This window comes from Pseudarthrobacter cellobiosi, from assembly GCF_023913815.1.
Lineage (GTDB): Bacteria > Actinomycetota > Actinomycetes > Actinomycetales > Micrococcaceae > Arthrobacter > Arthrobacter cellobiosi.
The window spans coordinates 196,474-218,561 of record NZ_JAMXBK010000023.1 but is presented as its reverse complement, the minus strand read 5'-3'; the positions used below and the strand labels follow the sequence as shown (position 1 = coordinate 218,561).

Here is a 22,088-nt window from a genome sequence, read left to right as displayed (position 1 = left end):
TTGCAAAGGTGCGGGGCCGCCGTCGTACTTTCTGGAACGCTTAGCCCAGGCGGGACTTCAGGCCGGCAAGCTCGGACTGCAGCGCTTCGGGGAGGGAATCGCCGAAGTTGGCGTACCATTCCTCGATGGACGCGAGCTCGGTGGCCCACTCGGCCGGGTCAACGCGGACAGCTTCCTCGACCTGGGCAGGCGTCATGTCCAGGCCCTTGAGGTCGATGGATTCGCCGGTGGGAACAAAGCCGATCGGCGTCTCGACGGCGTCTGCCTTGCCTTCCAGGCGCTCGATGGCCCACTTGAGGACACGGGCGTTGTCGCCGAAGCCAGGCCAGGCGAAGCCACCCTCGGCCGTGCGGCGGAACCAGTTGACCAGGAAGATCTTGGGCAGACGCTCCGGGTTGCCCTTGGCGGACAGGTTCACCCAGTGGTTGAGGTAGTCGCCGGCGTCGTAGCCCATGAACGGCAGCATGGCCATAGGATCGCGGCGAACCACGCCCACCGCCCCGGCTGCCGCCGCAGTGGTCTCGGAGGACAGCGTGGAACCCATGAAGATGCCGTTTGACCAGCTGCGGGCCTCGGTCACCAGGGGGATGGTGGTCTTGCGGCGGCCGCCGAACAGGATGGCGGAAAGCTCCACGCCGTTGGGGTTGTTGTACTCCTCGGCCAGCATGTCGATCTGGTCGATCGGCGTGCAGAAGCGCGAGTTCGGGTGGGCTGCGGGTTTGTCCGAATCCGAGGTCCAGGAGTTGCCCTGCCAATCGGTCAGGTGAGCGGGCACGTCCTCAGTCATGCCCTCCCACCACACGCCGCCGTCGTCGGTCAGTGCAACGTTGGTGAAGATGCTGTTGCCTTTGGCAATAGCGCGCATCGCATTGGGGTTGGTGCCCCAGCCGGTGCCCGGAGCCACGCCGAAGAGGCCGGCCTCGGGGTTGACGGCGCGGAGCTCGCCTTCCTTGCCGAAACGCATCCAGGTGATGTCGTCACCGAGCGTCTCCACCTTCCAGCCTTCGATGGTGGGATCGAGCAGCGCGAGGTTGGTCTTGCCGCAGGCGGAGGGGAAGGCAGCCGAGACGTAGTACGTCTTCTGCTCGGGCGAGGTCAGCTTCAGGATGAGCATGTGCTCGGCCAGCCAGCCCTCGTCGCGGGCCATGACGGAAGCGATACGCAGGGCGTAGCACTTCTTGCCCAGCAGCGCGTTTCCGCCGTAGCCGGAGCCGAAGGACCAGATGGAGCGCTCCTCGGGGAAGTGCACGATCCACTTGTCCGTGTTGCACGGCCACGGCACGTCCGCCTGGCCTGCTTCGAGCGGCGCACCCAGGGAATGCAGGGCCGGCACGAAGAAGGCGTTGGTCTCGGTGATGCGGTTCAGCACGTCGGTGCCGATGCGGGCCATGATGCGCATCGAGGCAACAACGTAGGCGCTGTCGGTGATCTCCACGCCGAACTTGGGATCCTCAGCGTCGAGGTGTCCCATCACGAACGGGATGACGTACATGGTGCGTCCGCGCATGGAGCCGGCAAACAGCCCACGCAGCTTCTCCTTCATCTCGACCGGGGCCATCCAGTTATTGGTGAAGCCGGCGTCGTGCTCCTTCTCGGAGCAGATGAAGGTCTGCTCTTCCACCCGGGCTACGTCCGCGGGATCAGAGAATGCAGCGAAAGAGTTGGGGAAGAGTTCCTCGTTCAGGCGCGTCAGCGTTCCTGCTGCGACCAGTTCATCGGTAAGACGCGTGTTTTCCTGTTCGGACCCGTCAACCCAGTGGATCCGGTCGGGCTGCGTGAGTCCAGCAACCTCTTCGACCCATGCCAGCAGGCCAGCATGCGTGGTGGGTGCTTTCTCAAGCAGCGGCAGTCGTGCGAGATCGCCCATTGCGGTTCCCTTCCTCGGGGTCATCGGTGTGGACTAAATGCTATTGGCCGCCCAAGGGCGCCATGGGAGGCCAGCGGTGCACGTTCGTGATCGTTGGAGCCGAAAACCGCGCAAATTCAAGGAAAACCGCGCACAAACGGCTGTATTTAGGTGACGAAGGTCACCTAGACCGGTCTAGTCAGCTAGATTACATGCCTCCCGATTTGGTACTCCGGGCCACCCTCGCGTAAAGTAATTCGAGGTTCGGGGAGCAAGAAACTCCGCGAAACACAAAATGCGCCCATAGCTCAGCTGGATAGAGCGTCTGTCTACGGAACAGAAGGCCGGGGGTTCGAATCCCTCTGGGCGCACAGAGAAAGGCCCGTATCGGCTCGCCGATACGGGCCTTTTGTCGTTAAGCGCAGCGCCCCTTCCTGCCACCGGCCTCGGCCCAGGAACAGCCCGGCCACGCGCGGCTTCCCACGGAAATGCGTCACTTTCAGCAGCAAACCCCCGCACTGCCCCTGGATTCGCGCGGGCGAGCCCGCCCTTCGCGGTCAAAAGTTACGCAGTTCTGTAGTCACCCTGATTGACGACGACAGCGCTCCCCGCCTCCCGCGAGGCGGGCGTAGGCTGGACGAATGACGCCTGAAACGCTGCAACGTGAATTTGATGTCATTGTGATCGGTGCTGGTGCCGTGGGGGAAAACGTCGCCGACCGGGTGGTCCAGGGCGGCTTGACGGCCGTTCTCATTGAAGCCGAGCTGGTGGGTGGCGAATGCTCGTATTGGGCCTGCATCCCGTCCAAGGCCCTGCTCCGCCCAGGCACAGCCCTGCACGGCGCACAGTCAGTACCCGGCGCAGTGGAAGCCGTCACCCTGACACTGGATGCAGCGGCAGTCCTTAAGCGCCGGGATTATTTCACCGCAAACTGGCAGGACGACAGCCAAGTGAAGTGGCTGGACGATGCCGGGATTGAGCTGATCCGTGGCCACGGCTGGATCACCGCGCCGCGCACCGTTGAAGTAGCCGGGCTGGACGGCAACACTTACGAACTCAAGGCGCGTCACGCCGTCGTACTGGCCACCGGCTCCACACCCACCACCCCTCCCATCGACGGGCTGGCGGACCTGCAGGTCTGGGGCACACGCGAAGCCACCTCGGCCAAGGAGGTGCCGGAGCGCCTGGCTGTGATCGGCGGGGGCGTAGCGGGCACCGAGCTGGCGCAGGCATTCGCACGCCTGGGCTCGGACGTGACGCTGGTGGCCAGGAGCGGACTGCTGGGCACATTCCCTGCAGAGGCCACCAAACTTGTTGCCGCGGGGCTGCGCGCGGACGGCGTGGCGGTCCGCCTCAACACGTCCACCGAAAGTGTCCGGGAAAACGACGACGGCACGTTCACCCTGACGCTTCAGGACCAGGCGCCGGACGGCCGAACCACTGTCACTGCCGACAAGGTCCTCGTTTCAACAGGCCGGCATTCCGCCCTCGAAGGCCTCGGCTTGGAAAGCCTGGGTTTCGAAGCCGAGGGTGGGCACCCACTGAAACTCACAACCGACTCCACTGGCCTAGTCCAGGGCCTCCCGGACGTCCCGGGCACCCCAATCGAGAACGGCGGGGATCCCTGGCTCTACGCTGTTGGCGACGCCGCCGGCAGGAACTTCTTCACACACCAGGGCAAGTACGAGGCCCGGGCGACCGGTGACGCGATCGCCGCCCGCGCCAAGGGCGAGCTCAGCGGCGTCCCCGCGGCCTGGAGCCGGTACGCGCAGACCGCCAACCAGCACGCCGTCCCGAACGTGGTATTCACCGATCCCGAACTGGCGGCCGTGGGGCGCACTGTGGAGCAGGCGAAGCAGGACGGCTACAACGTATCGTCCGTGGAGCTGCCAATCCAAGTGTCGGGTTCGTCGCTGCATTCGGAGCACTACGAAGGCTGGGCGCAACTGGTGGTGGACGAGGACCGGCGGGTCCTGCTCGGCGCCACGTTCGCGGGCCCGGACGTGGGCGAACTGCTGCACGCGGCCACCATCGCCGTGGTGGGCGAGGTCCCGCTGGAGCGGCTGTGGCATGCGGTGCCATCGTTTCCCACGGTCAGCGAGGTGTGGCTGCGGCTCCTGGAGAAGTACGGCTTGTAGGAGAGGCCGCAAGTGTCCGTTGGCTCTGGTCTATTCCACCCGCGCCCACTCCTCCCTCGCTATCTCCAATCGAGCTATTTGAACTGACCAGTCAGTTCAGTTAGGCTGGAGGTGGACATACACCGTCGAAAGGCCATTTTTGCTCTCCGTACAGCAGCTCCTTGTGAAGGGCCGGCGCGACGATTTGCTTCCGCCCACCTCTCTGCGGGTCGGCCGGGGTGAGCTCCTCCTCGTCACCGCCGAACGCCAGGACCAGCGGACAGCCCTTGCCCTGACCATCAGCGGGCGCATGAAACCCACTGGCGGCCGGATCTCGTGGGACGCCAACGAACGAACCAAATCCCTCCGCCTCGCGAGCGCCCTGGTGGATTCCCCCAACGTGAATGAGCCCGAGCAGCACCTGAGCGTCCGGGACCTTGTCACCGAGGACCTCGCCCTGATCCCCCGCCGTTACCGGGGCGCGCTGCTCAGCAAGCCCTGGCTCAAAGTCAACAGTTTCGAGGACATCGCGGACCTGTGGACGGAACAGCTGGCTCCGGACCGGCGCGTTGAACTGCTGACGGCCCTGGCCCTCGCCAGCCCGCACACCGACCTCCTGGTGGTGGACTCCCCCGACAGGCACGGTGCCCACGCTGCGGACTGGCTCCCGCGGCTTGAGGAGCTGGCGTACGACGCCGGCCGGCCGCTCGCCGTCGTCGTCACGGTTACTGCCCTCCCGGCAGGGTGGATGGGACCGGCCACGGTGATCGGTAACGCCGTCCCGGACGTGGACGAAGCGCCCGATGCGCCGACTCTCACAGACGAAGAAACCGAATCCCTCTTACTCGAAACCGAGGATGCCAAGTGACAGTGCTGCGGCTGGCCCGTTCCGAACTCAAGCGGATGACCGGCGGGTTGCTGCCGAAGCTGACCATCCTGGCCCTGATCATGGTGCCGCTCCTGTATGGGGCCGTGTACCTGTACGCCAACTGGAATCCCTACGGGAACCTGAACCAGATCGACGCCGCCCTGGTGGTCGAAGACACCGGCGCCACGTCCAGCGACGGCACCGAGCTGCAGGCGGGCAAGAAGGTGGCGGACGGCCTGGTGGAAGGCAACGTCTTCAACTGGCAGGCGGTCCCCACGGCGGCCGAGGCCGATGCAGGGGTCAGCAGCGGCAAGTACGCGTTTGCACTGAAAATCCCGGCAGAGTTCTCCACAAACCTGGTCTCACCCGGCAGCTTCGATTCGGCCAGCCAGGCGATGCTGAACGTCACCACCAACGATGCCAACAACTACCTGCTGAGCACCATCGTGGACAAACTGACCACCGCGGTGCACACCACTGTGGCCAAGGAAGTAGGCGAAGAGACGGCGACCCAGCTGCTCACCGGCTTCGGCACCATCCACGCCCAGATGCTCAAGGCCGCTGACGGCGCCGGGCAGCTGGCGGACGGCGTCGCCACCCTCCGCGACGGGACCGTCACCCTGCATACGGGCACCAGCGAGCTCAGCGCCGGGGCGGGCGAACTCTACAACGGGCAGCTGAAATTTCGTGATGGCGCCAATCAGCTGACCGACGGCGCCGGGCAGCTCAGCAGCGGGCTCTCCGTCCTGAAGGACAAGACCGCCACCCTGCCCACCGACACCCAGACCCTGGCCAACGGCGCGGCCCAGGTGGCCGCCGGGAACGCGCAGCTGAACACCAAGGTCCAGGGCGTCGTTACGCAGCTTGATGCCGCGGACCAAGGACTCCGGACGCGCGTGATCGAATCGAATGCCCGCCTGGTCGCATCCGAAGTGATCACCCAGGTGCAGGCCGACAAAATCCTGGCCGACTTCGATACCGTGGCAGCCTCCAGCCCCGTGGCCGCAGCGAAAACCCGGATCCAGACCGACGCCACCCAAATCCAGCAGCTCGCGGACGGCTCCGAAGCCGTGAGCGTCGGCGCAGCCCAGCTGGCAACGGCCACCCCTGCCCTGAAGGACGCCATTGTTCAGGCCTCCGGTGGCGCAGACCAGCTCCACACCGGGGCGGCCACGCTGGCCACCGGCGAGCAGTCTGCGCTGGATGGCGCCAGGCGCCTCTCGGAAGGGGCGCAAACGCTCGACGCCGGCGCGGGCCAGCTTGAAGCGGGTGCCGCCACCGCAGCTAACGGCTCACGGACGCTGGCCAACGAAATTGCCAAGGGAGCCGGGCAGGTGCCCAACCCGGACGATTCGCAGATGAGCAGCCTCTCAGAGGTGATTGCCGATCCGGTTGCGGTTAGCAATGTCTCCCAGGCAAAGGCGGATTCCTACGGCGCGGGGCTGGCACCGTTCTTCCTGACGCTCGCCTTGTGGATCGGCATCTTTATGCTGGTCCAGGCGATGCGGCCCATCACCCAGCGGGCCCTGGCGTCGAACGCTCCGGCCTGGAAAATCGCCGTCGGCGGCTGGCTTCCGTTCCTGGCCGTTTCGGTGGTGCAGGCGAGCCTGCTGACCCTCGTGGTGAATCTGGCGCTGGGCCTCAACCCGGCGCATCCGGTGCTGATGTGGCTGTTTATGCTGGCCGCGGCCATGGCCTTCAGCGCCATCATCCAAGGCATCGTGGCGCTGCTGGGGTCACCAGGCAAACTGGTGGTGCTGATCCTGCTGGTGCTACAGCTGGTGTCCTCGGGCGGCACGTTCCCCTGGCAGACCACTCCGCAGCCACTCCACGTGGTCCACGAGATCCTGCCTATGGGCTACGTCGTCACGGGCATGCGGCACCTCATCTACGGCGCGGACCTGTCCGGGATCGTGCCCACTGTCCTGGGGCTGCTTGGCTACACGTTGCTGGGCGCGGCGATGTCCACGTTTGCTGTCCGGAAGCACAAGTACTGGACCCTCAAAACGCTCAAGCCGGAGATCGCGGTATGAGCCACCCCGTTCCCGGACCTGACGTGCCTGATCCCGTTGGGTATGATCCTGTCGGGCACGATCCTGGCGTACATGAACCCGTTGGGCATGGTCCTGTCGGGCACGATCCTGGCGTACATGAACCCGTTGGGCACGATCCGGCCATGCACGGTCCGGCCGAGAAGAAACTCCGCCCGGCCCGGACCAACGCCACCCGGCAGAAGCTCTTCGACGCGTCCATGGAGCTGATCGGCCAGCGTGGCGCAGCGGGTGTCACTGTGGACGAGATTGCCGCGGCGGCGGGTGTCTCCAAGGGCACTGTCTACTACAACTTCGGCAGCAAGTCGGACCTGATCGCGCAGCTGCTGCGGCACGGCGTGGACATCCTGAAGGCACGCCTGCTCAGCGAGGCCGGGCAGCCCGGGGCCGATCCGCTGGTGGCCATGGAGGCAATGATCGGCCAGGCCATGGATTTCATGGCCGATTACCCGTCTTTCGCCCGGTTGTGGGTGAGCGAAAACTGGCGGACTCCCAGCGAATGGCGGGACACGTTCGCGGTGCTCCGGTCTGAACTCCTGGCGGTCATCGGCGCGGCCATAGAGAACGTGGCTGCCGTCTATCCGGTGGACGAAACGGTCTCGCGGGGCAGCCTCGAAACGGCGATCTTTGGCGCCTGCTTTGTGGTGGGGCTTGACCGGCAAACCTACAACCCGGAACGCACCCGTGACCAAAGCGTTGCAGCAATCATGGCAATCCTGCGCGGCTATGTCGTGAAGTAGCAGGGATGATTGGACACATGCGCCACATGGGTAACAGGGGGAAGTTCGCCGTGATCGCGGCCGTCGCCGCCTTGGGTATGCTGGTGCTCACCGCCATCACCCTGGAAGAGGCCGTAATGGTCACGTTCCTGGGCCTGGTTGCGCTGGCCTATGTTGCCGCCGTGGCGGAGGTCCTGGCCCGCGGGCGCCTCTTTGTATTGGTGGCCACCGCGGTGGGATCCAGCCTCACCATTGCCTTCTCCCTTGCCTTCGTCAGCACCTGGGAGCTGGCCTTCGCCGAGCAGTCGTCGATCTTCGGCACACCGCTCCCCACCGGGGATCCGGACAACTACTTCTACTGGGGTGCGGCCTCAGCGGTGGCCACGCTAGCGGTCCTGTTCCTCGGCGCAGCCTGGCCGGCGGGAAGGCGGTTGGGGACTGCCAAACGGCGGCCCTCGCCAGCCAAGCGGCGGCCCGCTTCCGGCACTGGCCGCCCTACTGCGCGGCGCCCGGCAACCGGAGCCACCGCGGCCCGGGGCGCGGCACCCCGGGGTGCCGCCACCGGTCAGCGCGCGTCAGGCGCCCGCGCGCCCGCCCGGATGCCAGCCTCAGCAGCCAAGCGGCCGTCGTCGTCCGCCTCCCCGGTCCGCAAAACGGCACCCAAACCGGGCACCAAGACGGGCGCCAAACCAGCACCCCGCCGCTGACCCAGCAGAACCTGCCGGCCTCGGCCGGCGAGCACGGCAGTCGCCACCCCGCCCAGGAGGAGCAGCCCGCCAGCCAGTTCCGCCGGCGTCGGCACCTCCCCCAACGTCAGCCAGGCCGCGCTCATCCCCACCACGGGCACCAGCAGGGTAAAGGGCACCACGGCCGACGACGGATAGCTGGCCAGGAGCCGGTTCCAAATTCCATACCCCACCAACGACGCGAAAATGGCTGTGTACAGGGCACTTAGGATCGTGGCCGGTTGGAGGTCTGCCAGCGTGCCGAACACCACGTCCGGGCCATCCACCAGCAACGACAGCCCGGCTAGGGGCAGCGGAACCACTGCGCCGGACCAGACCACCAGCCCCAGCCCGGAGGCGGCCTTGGCCTGACGCGCAATCACGTTGCCGGCGGCCCAGGACAGCGCGGCTCCCAGGACGATGATAAGCGGGAGCACCGGGGCCACGGCACTGCGGCCGACAGCCACCACGGCCAGCCCCGCAACGCCTAGAACGACGCCAGCCAACTGGCTCCGGCTGGGACGCTCGCGCAGGAACCCTGCAGCCAGGAGGACGGTGAGCAGCACCTGCGCCTGGAGGACCAGGGAGGCGAGGCCCGCCGGCATGCCCAGCGCCATGGCCAGGTAGAGGAGACCGAACTGGCCCGCGCTCATAAAAACGCCGACGCCGATGATCGCCTTCCAGCTGACGTCCGGCGGCCTGATGAAGAAGATCCAGGGGAAGACCACCAGAAGGAACCGCATGGCCACAAACAGCAGCGGGGGAACCTCACGGCCGTTCGCATGCAGGCCGAAGTCGATGGCGACGAAGTTCAGGCCCCAGAGAACGGCGACCAGGGCAGCAAGGAGGGAGTGTCGGAGGTTCACGGTCCCACTCTTACAGAACGGGAGATGAAGCACCAGCGTTGAATTATGCGTCGAATCATGTACGTTTGCTTCATGATTGAGATCAGTTCGCTGCGGGCACTGGCGGCGATTGAACAGCACGGTTCGGTCATAGCGGCGTCCGAGGTGATGGGCTTCAGTCCGTCGGCCGTCTCCCAGCAGATCAAGAAGCTGGAGAAGCAGACCGGGTTCCCCGTCCTGGAGCGCCGCGGCCGCGGGGTGCTGCTGACCGAGCGGGGGCTCACCTTGGCAGCCTACGGCCGGCGTATCCTGTCGGAGCTCGAGGAACTGGAATCCACCCTCTTGGCGGATCCGGCCAAACCTACCGGACACCTCAGGGTTGTTTCCTTTTCCACTGCCTGTCGGGGCCTCGTGGGGCCGCTGCTGGGACGGCTGGCTTCATCCGGAGCGGACCTGGACCTCAGCGTGCTGGCCGAGGACCCTCGGGAAGCGGTGGCGCGGGTGGCCAACGGAGAAGCGGACCTGGGTGTGGTCCACAATTGGAACTCCGTCCCACTGGTCATACCGGAGCATATGACGCTTGAGTGGCTGTGCGAGGACGTAGCGGACGTCCTAGTGCACCGCGACCATCCCCTGGCGGTACACAGCCAGGTGGAACCGGCTGACCTCGTGGATGAACGCTGGATCAGCACACCGCACGGCGCCATCTGCAACGAGGCGCTGCTGAGGATCTTCGCCGATCTTGGCCGGGTGCCGGACATCAGGGTCTACGATCCAGACTTCGCAACCCACATCGCACTGGTGGAGCAGGGAGCCGTTGTGGCGCTGGTCCCCCGCCTCGGCCGGCCCGCGCTGCCTGCGGACGTCATCTGCCTGTCCCTGGTCAACCCCACGCAGGTCAGACAGGTGGGCATCGTGTACCGCCGGACCATGGCGGCCAGCCCGGGTATCCAGCACGTCGCCGGACTGCTGCGGGAGGTCGCCGAGACGCGCGGGGTCGCCGGGTCCCGGGTGGTCAGCGGGTCCCCTGGGGTCAGTGGGCTCGCGGGACCTTGAACTTGGTCAGCCGGGCGTCCTGCCCGTCCAGCTCGGCCCAGGATTTTTCCGTTTCCAGCACCGTGAGGGCGCTGGTGGGGTAACGTGTGGCGGCGTCCATGTAGGCGTCGTGGTTTGAGTCGCGTGAGGCCAGGTGCATGGCGAGGTCCTGGACGCCAGGCATGTGCGAGATGAGCATAAGCGTTGTCACGGTGTCAGGCACATGGTTGACCACGGCGAGCATCCGCAGCGCAGAGGCGGCGTAGAGGCCGTCCTCAAGCTTCGGCGTCGGGGCCTTATCCCCCAGTTCTGAGCACACCCAGGTGCAGGTCTGGCGGGTGCGCAGCGCACTGGAACACAGGATGAAGTCCGGGAGGATGCTGTTCTTGACCAGCCACTTGCCGGCCAGGGGCGCCTCGCGGTGGCCCCGTTCCTCCAGCGGCCGCTCATGATCCGCCACGCCGCCGGGCCAGTCGGCCTTGGCATGCCGCATGATCACCAGGCGTTTGATGTGGTGGTCGCTCATCCCCCAAGCCTAGACCCGCAAGACCCACGGCGACGCCGAAAAACCCGCCAACGCCCGTCACGCCCAGCACGCTTTTGGCGGGCGTGAGAGTCCAGCCCCGCAGAATGCCGGGCCGAACCTGCGTTGAGGAGGCCAAAAGCGTGCTCCCCGTGACAAACCCGGGCCACGCAGCCGTCGAACCAGCCGCGGAGGCCAACACTCGCGGGCCCGGGACTGAACGCGAAAAGGCGGCACATCCCGAAAGCGCCGTTGTTGCTGGTTCCATGGCCGAACTTGCTAGGCGAGGGCGGCGGTGGGGCGGAACGAGTGCAGGCGCAGAGGGATCGTGCCGCGAAAGCGAAAGCGGCCGCCCCCAATGGGTACGGCCGCTTTTGTGCGTCGCTGAAGGACTAGATCGAGTATTCCGGAGCGGCCCAGACAATAACTTCGGGGTGCTCGTAGAAGCGGTAGCCCTGGCCGCGGACGGTACGGACGGTGTTGGCGAGGCGGCCCAGCTTGGAGCGGAGCCGGCGGATGTGGACGTCGATGGTGCGCTCGTTGGGCACTTCCTCGGCGTTGCGCCACAGGCCCTCGAGCAGTTCATCGCGGCCAACCGTGCGGGTGCCGTTTTCCACCAGGTAGTTCAGGAGTTCGAATTCCTTGAAGGTCAGGTTTAGGGATTCGCCGTCAAGGTGGACTTCGCGGCGGGCAAGGTCGATCAGGACACCGGACGGGCGCGGGTCCTGGGGCTGCTGCAGCCGGGCAGTCTCGGTGCGCTTCTGTGCGTTCACGGTGGGGTCACCAAAGGTGGACCGGACGACGTCGAGCGCGGAACCCGGGGTGCTGGCCGGGGCCACGGCCACGGCCGCGTAGCTTTCGGCGCCGGTCACGAGTGACTGTGCGTAAGCGCGGATTTCCTGGGCAAGTTTGGCAATTGAGGTTCCGGCAGCCGCTGCGGTTTCCTCGTCGATGCCCATGTAGAGGACAAATCCACGGGCAACGGTGTCGTTGGCGACGGGCCGCACGGCGTTTGGTCCAGCGACAACCGGGGTGGGCGCGGTCAGCGGCGCGGCTTCGGCAGGCTGGACAGCACGGAGCTGGCCGTAGGAGTTGGGGTTGTAGCCCTGGGGTGCGTAGCCAGGGGCGGGAAAGCTGGCGCCGGGGGCTGCCGGGGCGAATGCCGGTCGGGCGCCGAAGCCTTGGCGGAGGCCGGAGGCCTGGCCCGCCTTGCCTGCGTTACGGACGGAGATGTGGACGTATCCGGATGCAACTGACATGAATGCTTACCTCAATGTGAATGGCCGTCATCGCGGCTCGAATGCTGATTTTCCCCGCAATGAGATCTGGGGAGGGCGCCCTACGCTGGGCTGGGGGGCGAATGCCTAGGAACTTCGTGGGGTCTGAAGGTCAGGCGTGCATTCGACAACAGCGCATGTCGGCACCAGCGGATGTGCTGGGCCAACATTCTGCGGCTGCAGGTGCTGTTGAGTTCTTGTTCACAATTCAAAGTGTGCAACGTAACAATGAGAACTTGCAAGTAACAATGGGTGCGTTGTTCCGCATAGTGAGACAAAATGCGGTTTTGTGTGATAGATCACCATTCTGAAATGACGACAAAATAGGAGTTGTTGTCCGCCGGAGGTCCGCAAATAGCCCTCTGGGGCGAACAATCTTCGCTCTGTTGCCCTGCTAAGCCCGTGAAATTCACGGTGCTATGACTTGCCGAAATTGCCTGTTACCTTTTGCCGCCTGTCCAACGGAAACGGCTCAAACCCGCGAATTGTCGGCGGCCCGCTCCCCCATCCAGCTCGCTAGGCTGGGATTCACACCGTGCGCACAGGAACCACATAGCGCGGGCTCACCGAATGATCGGAGAGTTGTCCCATGGCCACTTCGCACTCCATGACCAACAACCTTCCGCAACTGACCCACCCGGACGGCTCCCCCATCCGCGCCCTGGTGGTTGACGACGAACCCAGCCTTTCCGAACTCATGAGCATGGGGCTGCGCATGGCCGGATGGTCCGTTGCCGTGGCTTCGGATGGCCCGGAGGCCGTTAAGCTTGCCAAGGAGTTCCGCCCGGACGTTCTGGTGCTGGACGTAATGCTGCCAGGATTCGACGGCGTTGAGCTGCTGGGCAGGATCCGCGCCTTCGCGCCCGAGGTACCTGCGCTTTTCCTGACCGCCAAGGACGCCGTCCAGGACAGGATCGTGGGCCTGGCGGCCGGCGGGGACGACTACGTGACCAAGCCGTTCAGCATGGAAGAGGTCCTGCTGCGGCTGCACCGCCTGGTCCAGCGCTCCGGCGTTGCCGCGATGGACACTGCCGAACTTGTGGTGGGCGATCTTGTCCTCAACATCGACACCCGCGAAGTGACCCGAGCGGGCGACAACCTCCAGCTCACCGCCACCCAGTTCGAGCTGCTCCGGTACCTCATGGAGAACCCCAAACGCGTGATCAGCAAAGCCCAGATCCTGGACCGCGTCTGGAACTATGACTTCGGCGGCCAGGCCAACATCGTGGAGCTCTACATCTCCTACCTGCGCAAGAAAGTGGATGCAGTGCACCCGCCCATGATCCATACCGTGCGGGGTGCCGGCTACGTCATCAAGCCGGCTGAGTAGCAGCTCCATGTCCTCGCCGCGAGCCACCCCAGCACCAGCCCGGAGCTGGCTGAAACCGGACACCTGGCATCTGCGCACGCGCCTGATCCTGTTGGCCATGGCCCTGTTGGTGGCCATCTGCGGAGCCGTGGGGCTGTTCAGTTACGCCTCCATGGACTCGTTTCTCACCGGGCAGCTGGATGAACAGCTGAGCCAGGCCGCCAAACGCTCGAACGATCCGGGCCGCCCGCCCCTGGGCGGATTCAACGGCAGGCCGGACCCGCTTGACTCCCGCGGGCAAAGTGTCGGAACGCTGAATGCACGGATCCTGAACGGCCAGATCAACAGTGGCGGCTTCCTGGACTCGGACACCACGCGCCTGGCCCTCGACGCCGAAGACAAGCAAAACCTGCTGGCGCTGACGCAGAACGGCCTTCCCGTGAACCGCTCGCTGTCCAACGGGGATTACCGGATTGTGGCCGTGAAAACCGGCTACGGCGATGTCCTTGTCACGGGCCTTCCGCTCGCCGCCAAGGAGAGTACTCTGGCGTCGCTGGTGTGGACGTTTGTGTTTGTCTCCCTGGGCGGGCTGGTGCTGATCGGCCTTGCCGGAACGGTGCTCATCCGGCGCACCATGAAGCCGCTGGAGCAGCTTTCCGAGGTTGCCACCCGCGTCTCGCAGCTCCCCTTGGATGCCGGCGAGGTGGCACTCGCGGTGCGCGTCCCGCCGTCGAACTCCAACCCCGGGACCGAGGTGGGCAGCGTGGGGCACGCCCTCAACCTCATGTTGGACAACGTGGCCAACGCCCTGGAAGCCAGGCAGAAGAGCGAGACCAAGGTGCGGCAGTTCGTTGCCGACGCTTCCCATGAGCTGCGCACCCCGCTGACCGCCATCCGCGGGTACACCGAGCTGATGCGCATGACCGAGAGCTTCACGCCCGACGGCCGGAAGTCCCTGGCCCGGGTGCAGAGCCAGTCCGAACGCATGACCACCCTGGTGGAGGATCTGCTCCTGCTCGCCCGGCTCGATGAGGGCCAGCCCCTGAAGCTCAGCGAAGTTGACCTCACACAACTCGTCATCGAAACCGTCAGTGACGAGAAAGTCATCGCCCCGGACCACCGCTGGCGCCTTGAACTGCCCGACGAGCCGCTCGCCGTCACCGGAGATGCGTCCCAACTGCGTCAGATGCTGGTCAACCTGCTCTCCAATGCCCGCAAGCACACGGCGCCCGGGACCACCGTGGTCACAGCTCTCACCAAGTCTGCCAATGGCGGTGCAGCGGTGACGGTAACGGACGACGGCGGGGGCATCCCTGCGGAATTCGTTGACCACGTTTTCTCCCGGTTTGCCCGCGCAGACGCGGCCCGCAAGGGTACGGCTCCGGCCTCGGCCGCCGGGGCGTCCGAAGGCACTAGTGGCTTGGGCCTGTCCATTGTCCAGTCGATCATGGAGGCCCACGGCGGGAGCGTGGAAGTGACATCGCGGGCCGGACGGACCGAGTTCGCGTTACTCTTCCCTGCCAGCGCGCTGGCGTGACCCACTAACGCCCAAGCGCAGCAAGGCGACACACCGTCGTCGTGATTCCTGTTACCAAAATGTGACTTAAGCTTCCAACTCCTGTAGCGTCGATGACGTGTGGTTCCCGTTGGGCTGCATATCCGGATGACGCCAAGCTCTGCCGCTTCCCGGATTCCGTTTTCAGAGGCAGAGGCGGGGGACCCACCGTCCCGGGCACCAAGTGCCCTTTGGGGTTAAGCCAACACGTGATTGTGCCGTGTGGCCGGATGCCCTCATCCGAACCCGACAGCTAACTCCGCAGGTGTGAGAGGCGATCCATCATGTCTGAATTCAAGGTACAAACGCGCCCGCAGGGCGACACAAAGTCCCACAGCCACCGCAAGCAGACCCGCTTCGGTGCAGCTATGTCCCCAAAGGCCAAGGCGGCCCGCATTCCCTCCGTGGGCCAGCGCGTCGCGGTGTTCGCGACGGCGTGCGCCCTGCTGGTCGGCGTCAGTGCCGCAGCACACGCTTCCGAGTCTGCGTCGCTTGCGGCCAGCGCGGACCAGGCCGCCGAAGAAGCCAGCGCCCAGTCGAAGCTGAGCTTCGAGGCAGCCGAGATCCAGCCCCCGGCCTCCCCGGAAGCTGCGCCGGCCGAGATCAACGTCGCGCCCCAGGCCGCCGAACCGGCACCTGCCCCGGCCCCGGAGCCCGCTCCGGCTCCGGAACCTGCACCCGCGCCTGTTGTGGCCGTCAACGACCCCGCAGGAGCGCAGGCCTACGCTGCTGGCCAGCTGGCGACGTACGGCTGGTCCGCTGACCAGATGCAGTGCCTGCAGACGCTGTGGACCAAGGAATCCGAATGGACCACCACGGCCACCAACGCCAGCAGCGGCGCGTACGGCATCGTCCAGTCCTTGCCCGCTGAGAAGATGGCTAGCGCCGGCGCGGACTACGTCACCAACTACCGCACGCAGATCAACTGGGGCCTGAACTACATCCAGGAGCGCTACCAGTCACCGTGCGGCGCGCTGAACTTCCACCTGTCGCACAACTGGTACTAGGCCGACTCCCCCGCGGCGCGGCGCGGCGCTGGCCGCACGCCGCGCCGCAGATCACCAAGGTGTTCCGCCGGACTCAAAGCCGGAAAGAAATGAGCTGCCGTCCCGCGGCGTCCGTTTCCACGGAGGCGGTCACGGCACGGTAATCCGCGATATGCAGCACGCCTGCCGGCAACTCGCCCGCATTGGGCCCCACGGCCACCGTCCGGATGCCTGCGGCAACGCCTGCCGCGATTCCTGCGGGCGCATCCTCGAACACCACGGCGTCCTCCGGTTTCACGCCCACCAGACCGGCGGCCATCAGATAGCCTTCCGGGTGCGGCTTGCCCCGTGTGACCAGGTCCGCCGTCACGGCCGTGGCCGGCATGGCCAGCCCGGCAGCGTCCATGCGGATGTCCGCCAGGGTCCTGTCCGCTGAAGTCACCAGCGCCACTGCCCGGGCCGGGAGGCTGCGAAGCAGGTCGGCAGCCCCCGGCAACGCGACGATACCGGCAGTCCGCACCCTTTCCATCGCGCCGAGTTCCGCAGTGAGCGCCACGACGTCGGCGCCGGCCGGCGCGAACCGGCGTACGGTATCGGCAGCCTGGACGCCGTGCGAAGTGCGCAGGATTTCCGCAAAATCCAGGCCGTACCTGGCCGCGAATTCTCCCCAGACCTCCTCCACTACTGCCGTGGAGTCCACCAATGTGCCGTCCATATCGAAAAGGACGGCCCGGCAGGTCAGGGTTCGCGTGGCGGCAGGTGTGGGGCTGTTCATGCTGCCCATTTTGCCTTAGGCGTCACGACCCCAGGCATCACGCCCTTAGGCGTCACGACCCGGGATGCCATCGGGATCAGCGAAATAGACGAAGTGCCCCCAGTCCTGCACGTCAATGTCGCTGACCTCCACACCGTTACCCTTGAGGTGGTCGTGGGCAGCCTGGATGTCGCTGACCACCATCTGCAGGCTTGGGGCCGTACCCGGAGGGGCGTGATTGAGGCCCTCGCCAATACAAATGGAGCGGGCGGATCACGGCGGGGTCAGCTGGACGAAGCGGATGCCAGCCATGGGCCGCTCGTCGAAATCCGGGTTGAATCCAACTTTGTTGACGTAGAAATCCTTGGCGCGGTCCACGTCGGATACGGGCACAAAAACGAGTTCAAGTTTCCAGTCCATGCGCCACAGGCTAAAGGCAGCGGCAGGAAAGCAGAAGGCCTGAAATCCGAAGCAGCCCCGAATTAGCCGGCGATGCCGTACAGGCGGTCGCCGGCATCGCCGAGCCCGGGAACGATGTAGGATTTCTCGTCGAGCCGTTCGTCAATGGAGGCCAGCACGATGGTCACGTTGGCCTCGGCCAGTTCCTCTTCGAGCTTGGCCAGGCCTTCCGGCGCGGCCAGGAGGCAAATGCACGTGACGTCGGAGGCGCCGCGCTTGAACAGGAACTTGATGGCCTCGCGCAGGGTTCCGCCGGTGGCAAGCATGGGATCCAGCACAAAGATCTGCCGGTCCGTCAGGTCCTCCGGGAGCCGCTCCGCGTAGGTGATGATGTCCAGGGTTTCTTCGTCGCGGGCCATGCCCAGGAAGCCCACCTCAGCGGTGGGGACCAGCTTGGTCATGCCCTCAAGCATGCCGAGCCCGGCGCGTAGGATGGGGACCACCAGCGGCGTGGGCTTGGTGAATGCGGTGCCCACTGTAGTGCTGACCGGCGTCTCGATGGTGACCGGCTGGGTGCGGACCTCGCGGGTGGCTTCGTAGGCCAGGAGGGTCACCAGCTCTTCCGTCAGCTGCCGGAAGACCGGTGACGGAGTGTTCTTGTCCCGCAGGACGGTGAGCTTATGGGCGACCAGCGGGTGGTCCACAACGAGAGTGCGCATGCGTCAAAACTATCACCCGCGCGGAGGGCCTCCGGCCGGGAATCAGCTCGACGGATCATCCCGCAGTGCGGGGTGTTCGAACGTGGGTGCCGGGCCCGCGTGCTCGCGTTTCCGCAGCACGTGGAACAGCCGGTGCGCAAGGATCACCATGCCCACCCAGGCAAGGCCCAGGAACCATCCGGCCATCACATCCGTCAGCCAGTGGTGGCCCAGGAACACCCGACTCAGGCCCATCGCGATGATGAAGATCACCCCGGCGGTGATGGAAGTGATGCGCGCCCACAGCATTTCGAACTGGAGGCACATGACGTACACCAGGACACCGATCACCACCGTCGTATTCAGCGTGTGGCCGCTGGGGAAGGACGGCGAAGTCTCGTACGGAGGGACAGCTTCGGCGTGGTCCGGGCGGGTGCGGCCCACGAGCCGCTTGCCCACCGTGGTGGCCAGCGTGGAGACGGCCGCGGCGCCGCCCACCAGGACGATGGGCCGCAAGGTCCGGCTCAGGAACGTGAGCCAGGCTGTCAGGATGCTGGCTAGGATGGGCATGCCGATGCCCCCGCCGATGTTGGTGAAAGCCGTCACCCCGGCATCCAGCGCGGGGTTCCGAAGGCCCTGGGACAGCTCCAGCGCGGGCAGGTCCAGGGCGGCCAGTCCCTCTTCATCCACCACGTTGTTGTAGACCTCGGCACCCAGGAGCGCCATGGTGACCACTAAGGCGCCGCCCACCAGCATGGTCAGCCACAGCGCGGCGTATGGTTTGAACCATTGGCCCAGACGGTCCCTGAACGTGTCCACTATGCCTCCCGGCGTCCATGCTTTGCAGGCTGGATATCCTTCGAAACTATCATTGAGCCATGGTCGCCGCAGAAAAGAACCACCTCGAATGGATGGGTCTTGCCCTGGACGAAGCACGGCGCGCGCTGGACACCGAGGACGTGCCGATCGGCGCCGTGGTGATTGGGCCCGACGGCGCCGTGCTGGGTTCCGGACGGAACCAGCGGGAAGAGCTGGGAGACCCCACTGCCCACGCAGAGATAGTGGCCATCCGTCAGGCGGCGGACCGGTTGCGTGCCTTGTCCAAACTCGACGGCGGCACCGGGGACGGCTGGCGGCTGGCCGACTGCACGCTCGTGGTGACTCTGGAGCCGTGCGCCATGTGCGCCGGCGCGGTGGTCCTGGCCAGGATTCCCCGCGTGGTCTTCGGCGCCTGGGATGAGAAAGCCGGAGCGGCAGGCTCGGTTTTCGATATCCTCCGCGAGCGCCGGCTCAACCACTGGGTTGAGGTGTACGGCGGGGTCAGGGAAGAGGAGTGCGGAGCGGTCCTCAGGGACTTCTTCGCAGCGCACCGCAGCCGGCTGTAACGGGTCGCAGGCGGGCTGCAATTCGTCTCGGGCCTGCTGTAGCGCTCTCACCTGCCTGCACGACTCTCAGCCGGCTGCATCCAGGGCGGCGATCCTGTCCTGGCGGGAGGCCGGTGAGTCCAGGCTGAAGGAGCGGAAGTCCCCCAGTTCGTCCCGGATCCAGGCCTCTACCTCGGCGATGCGCCGGGATACTGCGGGTGTGGCCCCGTCAAAGAGCCAATAGGCAATCCGTGATTTCCCGGGATCGTATTGCCACAGCCCGATGATCCGGCCGCGGTCGAAGATGGGATGGTCCGGCAGGTCAGCCTGCAACGCCAGCGTGGAACCCAGGATCTGCTTTCCCTTGTCCTGCTCGGCAAACAGATCCCCCGAGTTCCTGCGGAGCAGGACCAACGAGTCCGTGCCGGCCAGCAGCTGAATCTGTTCCTCGGCCGGCGCCGCGAACAACGCAAGCCGCCCGACGTCGTCGGGCATCATCCACAGCACCTCACCGTTGGCGGTGGGAACCTCCACTGCCCCAGTGGCGGCCAACGCTGCCTTCGTGTGGGCCAGGGTGAACCCGGTGAACCATTGCGACTGCTTGACCGTGGCACCGCCGGTCCAGCCGAGATAGCGCTGCAGCAGGAGGCTGCGGGCGGCGTCGTCGTCCATGGCGGTGGGCGGCAGACCCCACAGTGTGTAGGCGTAGCGCTGCTGATCCAGCCGGCCGTTGGCGGGCACGCGCCGGATCCGGCCGTCCGCCTGGAGGAGGCCCAAGGCCGTGGGCAGCGTGGTGGCGGCGCCCTTCTTTTTGCCCTCCTCGCCGAGGTTCCGGACCGAATCGCCCAGGAGATCCTTGAGCTGTTTGGGGTCCAGCGGGTTGCCGGCCTCGGCGAGGGCGTGGAGGATCTCCTCCTCCAGCAGCGTGATCTCGCCGCGCTCGACGCCCATTCTTGCCAGCACACGGAACGGCGCCACGGCGGCGTCCCGGCCGATCTGGAGGCCCCACGCAAAGTCATCCTGTCCCAGCACATAGGTGCAGCCGCGGGCGGTGGGCAGCTCGTGGATTTTCAGCGACAGGACGTGGGCATCCGCCTGCGCGCGGCTAGTGCCGGCGCGGGCAAAGAGCGTGAGGTACGGGTTGGCGCCGCCGACGGAACGGGCCCAGCCCGCTCTGCTAAACACGTCGGCGGCGTCCGCGCCCTGCAGTGTGCCGTCGAGGCCCTGCTTATGCCAGGCCCATGCCCTGAGGAGCTCTGGGGTGAGCACCTGCGGATCCGGGGCATCTTGGCTCAGGGCTTGTGGGGTCCCGGCTTGTGGGATCACGGCTTGTGGGGTCAATACGGCGGCGGAGGTCGGAAGCGTGGTCATGGCTTATTGTCCACCGGCCGTACGCGCAGCGGTAGGCATCCCCTCGGCTGGGGTTTCTTCAGCAGGCGTTTTGGCAGCAGGCTTTTTAGCAGGCACGCCGAGGATTTCCAGGACGTTCCGGGCAGTGGAGTCCCAGCCGGGCAGCTGTTCCCGTGCCGCCAGGGCAGCGGCACGCCAGCCGGCTCGGAGGGATCCGTCCACCAGCCACTGCCGGATCACGGCAGCGAGCACGTCCGCGTGGTGGTCTTCAGGTCCGTTGCCACGAGGTGCGTCGCCTTCGGGTCCGGCGGGTCCGACGGCGGCACCTGGCACCGCATATGTCCCGGCATCACGTTCACCACCACGCTCGCCGTCCGGTCTTCCCGCGAGCCTGCCGGCGAGTCTTCGGGCGAGTCCCAACGCGTCCACGGCGCCGGTTCCCTCCCGCACGATGACGGGAATCCCGTGGGCCAACGATTCCGTCACCACAAGCCCAAAGGCTTCGGCCCGGGACACCAGCAGGCTCAGGTCCGTCCGGTTCCACGCGTCCGCCAGGGCGGTCCCGGCGAGCTGGCCGGTCACACGCACCCTGTCCTCCAATCCAGAGGAGGCAATGGCTGCCCGGACCTGTGCCGCATAGGCGGGATCGGCGTCGTCCGTTCCCACCAGGGACGCTGTCCAGGCGAGGTCCTGGAGCCTTGCCAGCGCCGCCACGGTCAGCAGCTGGTCCTTGTTGGGCAGCAGCGCGGCCACCGCAATGATGTGGGGCGGGGCCGAACCTGACGCCACCGGGGCAGGATCCGTCCCGGGCAAGACAACCCGGCTGGCGCGGAGCCCGTGCTTTTCTGCCGCCGAGGCCGCTGCGGACGAACTGGTGCAGATCACTCCGGCGGCCGCCCGCAATGCCCGCCCTTCGCCGTCGGGGTGGCTGGGCGACGGCATGTGCTGCAGGACCCACGTGTGTTGTCCGGCGGCCGCGGCGTACTCCAGTTCGCTAGGCGCACCGCACGCAATCAGCCCGTCCACGAGGGTGACCGTTTCTGGGGTGATGTCCGCCTGTGGTGAGTCCGCCCCGGCGTCCCAGGCGCCCAGCAGGCCGCCCAGCCGCCGTCGTTCTCCAGCGCTGGCGTCAGGCCACGAACCTTCCACGGCCAGTATCTCCACGGCAACCCCAAACGATCTCAGGCCTTGGGTGAGCCGCGCGTTGTAGACATTGCCGCCGGAGTTGTGGCGGATGTTGGCGGGGACCAGGAACCTGACCAACATGGGATCAGGCGGACAGGTCGAGGGTGTAGGTGGCCCACGCGTCCGGATTTTCGCGCAGGGTGACGTCGATCCCCGCGATCTGGCGGCCGTCGTCGTCATCCGTGAGCTTGGCTGCGACGGCGTGGGCGATGTATTCCGCGAGCGCCTCGGTGGTGCTGAGCTTGCCTTCGAAGTCCGGGTGTTCGTCCAGATTTTTGTAGTTGAGGCCGGACAGCACGTTCTCGATAATGCCGCCGGCGGCTCCGATGTCCAGGACGATCGAGTCCTGGTTCAGCGCACGACGGCGGAACGTCACCTCCGCCACGAACGTCGCCCCGTGGAGGGCCTGGGCCGGGCCAAATGCCTTCCGCGGGAGGCTGTGGGCGATCATAAAATGCCGTCGGACCGTCAGGCTGAACACG

At 66.1% G+C, this 22,088-nt stretch carries 19 protein-coding genes, 1 tRNA gene, 1 pseudogene and 1 riboswitch; of the genes and pseudogenes, 10 read left to right on the top strand and 11 right to left on the bottom strand.

All coding sequences use genetic code 11. The features are described 5' to 3' along the window. Nucleotides 1-40 precede the first annotated feature (40 nt). The gene (locus NG701_RS10150) at nucleotides 41-1,867 is read right to left on the bottom strand and encodes a phosphoenolpyruvate carboxykinase (GTP) (protein ID WP_252567078.1); all 1,827 of its coding nucleotides are present in this window, start codon (nucleotides 1,865-1,867) and stop codon (nucleotides 41-43) included. 276 nt (nucleotides 1,868-2,143) lie between these two features. Between NG701_RS10150 and NG701_RS10145 the strand changes: the two genes are divergently transcribed. The 5 genes from NG701_RS10145 to NG701_RS10125 all read left to right on the top strand — a co-directional run bounded on the left by NG701_RS10145 (nucleotide 2,144) and on the right by NG701_RS10125 (nucleotide 7,622). Further along, nucleotides 2,144-2,217: transfer RNA gene (locus NG701_RS10145), tRNA-Arg, on the top strand. A 270-nt stretch (nucleotides 2,218-2,487) separates the two neighbouring features. Then, a complete protein-coding gene (locus tag NG701_RS10140) occupies nucleotides 2,488-3,984 on the top strand; it encodes a dihydrolipoyl dehydrogenase family protein (RefSeq protein WP_252567076.1) in 1,497 nt (498 codons plus the stop codon). A gap of 139 nt (nucleotides 3,985-4,123) precedes the next feature. Beyond that, the gene (locus tag NG701_RS10135; protein WP_252567074.1) at nucleotides 4,124-4,831 is read left to right on the top strand and encodes a sugar ABC transporter ATP-binding protein; all 708 of its coding nucleotides are present in this window, start codon (nucleotides 4,124-4,126) and stop codon (nucleotides 4,829-4,831) included. Next, nucleotides 4,828-6,864 carry a YhgE/Pip family protein gene (locus NG701_RS10130; protein ID WP_252567072.1) on the top strand — a complete coding sequence of 679 codons (2,037 nt, stop codon included), beginning with the start codon at nucleotides 4,828-4,830 and terminating at the stop codon, nucleotides 6,862-6,864. The genes NG701_RS10135 and NG701_RS10130 overlap by 4 nt, the downstream gene beginning before the upstream one ends. 143 nt (nucleotides 6,865-7,007) lie before the next feature. Then, nucleotides 7,008-7,622 carry a TetR/AcrR family transcriptional regulator gene (locus NG701_RS10125; protein WP_252567070.1) on the top strand — a complete coding sequence of 205 codons (615 nt, stop codon included), beginning with the start codon at nucleotides 7,008-7,010 and terminating at the stop codon, nucleotides 7,620-7,622. Nucleotides 7,623-8,166: 544 nt separating this feature from the next. Here NG701_RS10125 and NG701_RS10120 read toward each other — a convergent pair. Next, complete coding sequence (locus NG701_RS10120; protein WP_252567068.1) at nucleotides 8,167-9,192, bottom strand: EamA family transporter; 1,026 nt, start codon at nucleotides 9,190-9,192, stop codon at nucleotides 8,167-8,169. 72 nt (nucleotides 9,193-9,264) lie between these two features. On the opposite strand from NG701_RS10120, the gene NG701_RS10115 reads away from it, so the two are divergent. Continuing rightward, complete coding sequence (locus tag NG701_RS10115) at nucleotides 9,265-10,227, top strand: LysR family transcriptional regulator (protein WP_252567066.1); 963 nt, start codon at nucleotides 9,265-9,267, stop codon at nucleotides 10,225-10,227. On the opposite strand, the gene NG701_RS10110 is transcribed toward NG701_RS10115, so the two are convergent. Beyond that, complete coding sequence (locus NG701_RS10110; RefSeq protein WP_252567064.1) at nucleotides 10,205-10,732, bottom strand: SixA phosphatase family protein; 528 nt, start codon at nucleotides 10,730-10,732, stop codon at nucleotides 10,205-10,207. The genes NG701_RS10115 and NG701_RS10110 overlap by 23 nt on opposite strands. A gap of 389 nt (nucleotides 10,733-11,121) precedes the next feature. Further along, the gene (locus tag NG701_RS10105) at nucleotides 11,122-11,988 is read right to left on the bottom strand and encodes a winged helix-turn-helix domain-containing protein (RefSeq protein WP_252567062.1); all 867 of its coding nucleotides are present in this window, start codon (nucleotides 11,986-11,988) and stop codon (nucleotides 11,122-11,124) included. Nucleotides 11,989-12,595: 607 nt separating this feature from the next. Here NG701_RS10105 and NG701_RS10100 point away from each other — a divergent pair. The 3 genes from NG701_RS10100 (at nucleotide 12,596) to NG701_RS10090 (ending at nucleotide 15,877) form a co-directional block, all read left to right on the top strand. Next, nucleotides 12,596-13,336, top strand: a complete 741-nt coding sequence (locus NG701_RS10100; protein WP_248762502.1) for a response regulator transcription factor — start codon at nucleotides 12,596-12,598, stop codon at nucleotides 13,334-13,336. A 7-nt stretch (nucleotides 13,337-13,343) separates the two neighbouring features. Next, a complete protein-coding gene (locus NG701_RS10095) occupies nucleotides 13,344-14,852 on the top strand; it encodes a HAMP domain-containing sensor histidine kinase (protein WP_252567061.1) in 1,509 nt (502 codons plus the stop codon). 144 nt (nucleotides 14,853-14,996) lie between these two features. After that, nucleotides 14,997-15,149: riboswitch (cyclic di-AMP (ydaO/yuaA leader) on the top strand. A gap of 5 nt (nucleotides 15,150-15,154) precedes the next feature. Then, nucleotides 15,155-15,877 carry an aggregation-promoting factor C-terminal-like domain-containing protein gene (locus NG701_RS10090; RefSeq protein ID WP_252567059.1) on the top strand — a complete coding sequence of 241 codons (723 nt, stop codon included), beginning with the start codon at nucleotides 15,155-15,157 and terminating at the stop codon, nucleotides 15,875-15,877. Between the two features lie 73 nt (nucleotides 15,878-15,950). Here the strand turns inward: NG701_RS10090 and NG701_RS10085 are convergent, their stop codons facing one another. From NG701_RS10085 to NG701_RS10070, 4 genes and pseudogenes are all read right to left on the bottom strand, one after another. Next, complete coding sequence (locus NG701_RS10085; protein ID WP_252567057.1) at nucleotides 15,951-16,631, bottom strand: HAD-IA family hydrolase; 681 nt, start codon at nucleotides 16,629-16,631, stop codon at nucleotides 15,951-15,953. Nucleotides 16,632-16,676: 45 nt separating this feature from the next. Beyond that, nucleotides 16,677-17,030: pseudogene (locus NG701_RS10080) on the bottom strand (VOC family protein). A gap of 62 nt (nucleotides 17,031-17,092) precedes the next feature. Next, nucleotides 17,093-17,728, bottom strand: coding sequence for a uracil phosphoribosyltransferase (upp, locus tag NG701_RS10075; RefSeq protein WP_056342624.1), 636 nt, complete (start codon nucleotides 17,726-17,728; stop codon nucleotides 17,093-17,095). Between the two features lie 42 nt (nucleotides 17,729-17,770). Beyond that, nucleotides 17,771-18,463: a phosphatase PAP2 family protein gene (locus tag NG701_RS10070; RefSeq protein ID WP_374208676.1), complete on the bottom strand. Its 693-nt coding sequence runs from the start codon at nucleotides 18,461-18,463 to the stop codon at nucleotides 17,771-17,773. Nucleotides 18,464-18,585: 122 nt separating this feature from the next. Here NG701_RS10070 and tadA point away from each other — a divergent pair, with 122 nt between their 5' ends. After that, complete coding sequence (tadA, locus tag NG701_RS10065; RefSeq protein ID WP_252567053.1) at nucleotides 18,586-19,092, top strand: tRNA adenosine(34) deaminase TadA; 507 nt, start codon at nucleotides 18,586-18,588, stop codon at nucleotides 19,090-19,092. Nucleotides 19,093-19,158: 66 nt separating this feature from the next. Here tadA and NG701_RS10060 read toward each other — a convergent pair whose 3' ends face one another. From NG701_RS10060 to NG701_RS10050, 3 genes are read right to left on the bottom strand one after another with little or no spacing between them, the layout of a single operon-like run. Beyond that, on the bottom strand, nucleotides 19,159-20,442 hold the full coding sequence (locus NG701_RS10060; protein ID WP_252567051.1) for a DNA glycosylase AlkZ-like family protein: 1,284 nt from the start codon (nucleotides 20,440-20,442) through the stop codon (nucleotides 19,159-19,161). A gap of 3 nt (nucleotides 20,443-20,445) precedes the next feature. Beyond that, nucleotides 20,446-21,687 carry a glycosyltransferase family 4 protein gene (locus NG701_RS10055; RefSeq protein WP_252567049.1) on the bottom strand — a complete coding sequence of 414 codons (1,242 nt, stop codon included), beginning with the start codon at nucleotides 21,685-21,687 and terminating at the stop codon, nucleotides 20,446-20,448. A 4-nt stretch (nucleotides 21,688-21,691) separates the two neighbouring features. Continuing rightward, a complete protein-coding gene (locus NG701_RS10050; protein ID WP_252567047.1) occupies nucleotides 21,692-22,087 on the bottom strand; it encodes a 6-pyruvoyl trahydropterin synthase family protein in 396 nt (131 codons plus the stop codon). Nucleotide 22,088: the final 1 nt, after the last annotated feature.